This is a genomic window from uncultured Duncaniella sp. (assembly GCF_910577345.1).
GTDB lineage: Bacteria > Bacteroidota > Bacteroidia > Bacteroidales > Muribaculaceae > Duncaniella.
The window spans coordinates 1-3658 of record NZ_CAJTMT010000062.1 but is presented as its reverse complement, the minus strand read 5'-3'; the positions used below and the strand labels follow the sequence as shown (position 1 = coordinate 3658).

Annotated in this window: 3 protein-coding genes; all 3 read right to left on the bottom strand. The window is 50.0% G+C overall.

Annotated features, from left to right (window positions below; translation table 11 throughout):
• Positions 1-209: 209 nt before the first annotated feature.
• The 3 genes from QZ310_RS13600 to QZ310_RS13590 all read right to left on the bottom strand — a co-directional run bounded on the left by QZ310_RS13600 (position 210) and on the right by QZ310_RS13590 (position 3044).
• Entirely contained in the window at positions 210-1130 is a 921-nt protein-coding gene (locus QZ310_RS13600; RefSeq protein ID WP_297073824.1) for a mechanosensitive ion channel domain-containing protein, read from the bottom strand.
• Between the two features lie 124 nt (positions 1131-1254).
• Positions 1255-2502, bottom strand: a complete 1248-nt coding sequence (locus QZ310_RS13595) for a clostripain-related cysteine peptidase (RefSeq protein WP_297073822.1) — start codon at positions 2500-2502, stop codon at positions 1255-1257.
• Positions 2503-2738: 236 nt separating this feature from the next.
• Positions 2739-3044 (bottom strand): hypothetical protein, encoded by a 306-nt coding sequence (locus QZ310_RS13590; protein WP_297073821.1) that lies wholly within the window; start codon positions 3042-3044, stop codon positions 2739-2741.
• Between the last annotated feature and the right edge of the window lie 614 nt (positions 3045-3658).

Below are 3658 nucleotides of genomic sequence, written 5' to 3'. Positions count from 1 at the left end.
AGGGCACATAAAGCCATAAGGTCAGAAGGGACATAAGTTTTTTTAGTTTTGAGTTATGAGCTTTGAGTTTTGGGTTGACAGACGCAAGCAGAGAGTTATAAAATTCAAAACCTGTCCACTTCCTGCTGTTAACTCAAAACTAACAACTCAAAACTAAAAAAACTTATGTCCCTTCTGACCTTATGGCTTTATGTACCCTTCACCCGGCTTTATGCTTTCTGCTCGGGGACTACATGCACGTCGAGCTGCGGGAAGGGGAAGGAGAGGTCGGGACGGTCAGTGATGACCTTGTAGAATTCCTCATTGTGGTCAAAGAACACACCCCAGTAGTCGGCGCTCTTCACCCATGCGCGGACCGAGAGGGTGACGGCAGAGTCGTCGAGTGAGGCGAGGTAGACCACCGGAGCTGCCACGCTTGGGCCGTCGGCGGGTTTCTCCTGAAGCACACGCGGGTCTTTCTTAAGAAGGCCGAGGAGAAGTTCGCGGGCTGCTTCCACGCTCTCGCCGTAGGAGATGCCGATTTTCCATTCCACACGGCGATAGGCTTGGGTGGAGTAGTTGTTGACGCTTCCGGTCGAGAGTCCGCCGTTGGGGATGATGATTGACTTGTTGTCGGCGGTGCAGATGATGGTGTTGAAAATCTCGATTCGCGTTACGGTTCCGGCAAAGCCCTGGGCCTCGATGTAGTCACCGACCTTGAAGGGTTTGAGCAACAGTATGAGCACTCCGCCTGCAAAATTCTGGAGCGTTCCGCTCAGTGCCATACCGATGGCGACACCGGCGGAGGCGAAGAGTGCGAGGAAGGAGCTTGTCTCAAGTCCGAGGATGCCGATGACCGTCACTATCAGGATGAAGTAGAGCACGATTCTGACGAGGCTCATGATGAAGGTGCCGAGTGATGGGTCGACGTTCCTCTTGTTGAGGATATTGACAACGAAACTGTAGAGTTTCTTGATGATATACTTACCGGCATAGAAGACCACTATTGCAATCACAAGCGAGATTGCGAAATGGACGGCATCATGGATGAGGGTGTCCATCAGTTGGTCGAATGACATGTTTTTCAGCGCGCTTGTCTCTTCGCTTACGGTGGGGACGGAGTCTGTTGGTAAAATGTCGAACTGTAGCATGGTTTATCTCAGTCTGGCAAATTTTGAAATTGTTTTATTGGATTGATGATTATGAATATCGATGGAATGTGGAGGGAGCCGGAATTGCCTGCTTTGCCCTTGTATGGAATGCCCGGCGGCGATTTCAGTTCACGACGGGTGCGGTCGATACCACATCCTTCCACCATGAGGTGTAGGTGTAGCCGTGGTAGTCGCCGTGGTCGGCGAGGCGGACGACGTAGGATCCCAGACCGCAGTAGTGACCGATGGATATGCCGGTGAAGTCGCGGGCTGTAGTGGCCTTGTATTTGACGGTGGCATCAAGTGCGTTCTGCCATTTGACCATGAGGTCGGGGCGCGATGAGGTCAGCACATCGAAATAGCTTTCCATGTCGTAGACGGGATGGCAGTCCGTGCAACTGTCGTTACCTCCGAAGAAGCGGCGGTGGGTTTTCGAGAGCTCCTGCACGAACCACAGTCTTGCAGGAAAGTCGGTCTGCGTGGCGAACACTTCGCGCGATACGTCGGCGAGATTGTCGAGTGCGGAGGTGTCGATGACGACCATCTGGCAACTGTAGCCTGAACGGGCGTTGTAGTATTCAAACGTATTTGTGGCCATTCCGACAACGTCAGGTTCGCCCGATGCGAAGAAGGATCCGAGGTTGAGATGGTAGGGCATACCCTCACCTTCGAGTTCGGTGGGGGAGGCGACGATGTAGGGGGTGATGTGGCGCAATTCGTAGGCGACTTCCACTGTTCCCATGAGGCAGACATCAAAGTAGATGAACGAGAACTTCTCGTCGCGCAGAGCCTCTGCCATTGAGCCGAGTGTCATCCACTTGGTGCGGTCGTAGCCGTAGGAGCGTTTCTTGGGGGCGACACCGGGGATGGCTATGTCGTCCTCTCCGTGTGTCATCCATCCTGTGGCGTGGCCCCAGAACACGAGACCATAGTCGTCGGCGGGGGCGTAGGTCTTCATGTCGGCGAGAACCTCACGCATACGGTCTACCTCGACCGAATAGATTGTCGGGTCGTCGGGATAGGTTTTAAGGGTGTCGATGCCTGTTGGGGTCACTTCGAGGAGCAGGGGCGGGTTGTTGGGGGTTGTAGGACTGGAGGATACCGTTCCGGGACGATTATGGTAGACGAGCAGTCGGCCACCGTTCAGTTGTCCTTCAGCCGCTCCGGTCTGCATTTCCTTCAGGTCAGCGCGGTTGAGCCCGTTCTGGGTTCCGAGGTTGTTGTCGGCGACCATGTAGACAAGCACAGTCCGCTCCACGGGCCCTTGCGGTTCGGGATCGGGTTTCGGTTGCGGCTCGTCCTTCTCGCCACACGATGAAAACGCCATGACCGACATGGCTATGATGAAGAAATTGAGGAGTTTGTCAAGCATAACTGTAGAAAAATCCGTAATTGGTTAATTATACTGATGATAATGAGATGTCAATCAAAACATAGTGTGATGACAATCAAACTATAGTGAGGTGTCAATCAAAATATATTTAGATGACAATCAAAATAGGTTAAGATTACCATCAAAATACACTGTGATGACAATCAAAATACACTGTGATGACAATCAAAATCATAGAGAAATGACCATCAAAATATAGTAAGATGTCAATCAACTCACAAAGTTACATATTTTTTGCCGTACCTCCACGCATATTCATGATTTTTAACCGCTTGCGGACGGTCAATACCTTGATGTTGTCCGGCTTGGGATGTCCGGCTTGATGTTAGCATGGCATTGCCCTGCTTGATGTTTGCATGAGGTTGCTTTGTATTTGTATTTGCTTGGTTTTTGCGAGGGTTGATATTTTGGATGGTGTTGCGAGGATTGATGTTTTGCGTATGGTTGCTTGGTGTTTGTATTTGCTTGGCGTTTGCATGGGTTGATGTTAGCATGGTATTGCTCTGCTTGATGTGTTGCATTGCGTTGCGTAGATTGATGTTTGCTTAGTGTTGTCCGGCTTGGATAGCTATGGGCTTGGGATGTCCGTAGGACATCGATTTCTTCGTAACCGGGTACATCGAAGCGCAGCGTAGATGTGCCCGGAAGACAACAATATAACCTAAAGATGTCCGGAGGACATCGATTTACCGTACATGATGGCCGTTCAAACCAGTAAATCGGTGTCCTGCGGACACCCCTCATCTGGGATGCACTACCCCTGCACATCTACGCTACGCTTCGATGTACAGGGTTACGAAAAAATCGGTGTCCTGCCGGACCCCCGGCCTATACCATCGCAAGGCCACCTCCTGGTTTATCCATAGCCAATGCCTTGAAAAATCGAGGGTTGTAGGGACGCGCTGTAGCGCGTATGCCAGATGAAATAGATTCCGGCGTGGAAAAAACAGAGGGTACATGAATTCATAAATAACAAAAATGACAGATTGGAATAATTTGACCTGATTAAAAAATGACAGATTGGAATAATTTAACCTGATAAAAAAATTACAGATTGGAATAATTTAATCTGATTTTAAAAATCTGTCATTTTTGTTATTTATGAATTTCTGTATCCACCATTCCATTTGGCATA

Bases quoted from the DNA above. Each gene is read 5' to 3' on its own strand.
- QZ310_RS13590 (WP_297073821.1), bottom strand. From the start codon at position 3,044: ATGCAACACATCAAGCAGAGCAATACCATGCTAACATCAACCCATGCA.
- QZ310_RS13595 (WP_297073822.1), bottom strand. From the start codon at position 2,502: ATGCTTGACAAACTCCTCAATTTCTTCATCATAGCCATGTCGGTCATG.
- QZ310_RS13600 (WP_297073824.1), bottom strand. From the start codon at position 1,130: ATGCTACAGTTCGACATTTTACCAACAGACTCCGTCCCCACCGTAAGC.